Below are 302 nucleotides of genomic sequence, written 5' to 3'. Positions count from 1 at the left end.
AAGCGAGCTCTTGAAAGATCCTGATTTTATGCTTGCTGCAGTAGCACAGGATATTATGTTGCTTATTCATGCAGCGGACGAGCTCAAAGGCGATCCAAAATTTATGCTTATGGCGGTCAAAGAAGATTTAAGAGCGCTTACATTTGCCGCCCCTAAACTAAAAAAAGATCAAGAATTTATGCTTGCTGCGGCCCAGATCAATACCATAGCGCTTTCGTTCGCTGATCCTGAGCTCACAGAAAAGCGAGAATTTATACTTGCGGCGGTAAAAGCAAATCCCCAAGCGGTTAAATCTGTGGTCT

The 302-nt window shown here is 43.7% G+C and carries 1 protein-coding gene; it reads left to right on the top strand.

Annotated features, from left to right (window positions below; all coding sequences use genetic code 11):
• A partial coding sequence (locus Lbru_RS08565) for a DUF4116 domain-containing protein (RefSeq protein WP_157061503.1) occupies nucleotides 1-302 on the top strand: 302 nt, incomplete at both ends.

The sequence above is a fragment of the Legionella brunensis genome (genome assembly GCF_001467025.1).
Lineage (GTDB): Bacteria > Pseudomonadota > Gammaproteobacteria > Legionellales > Legionellaceae > Tatlockia > Tatlockia brunensis.
This window is presented reverse-complemented; position numbering and strand designations above follow the sequence as displayed.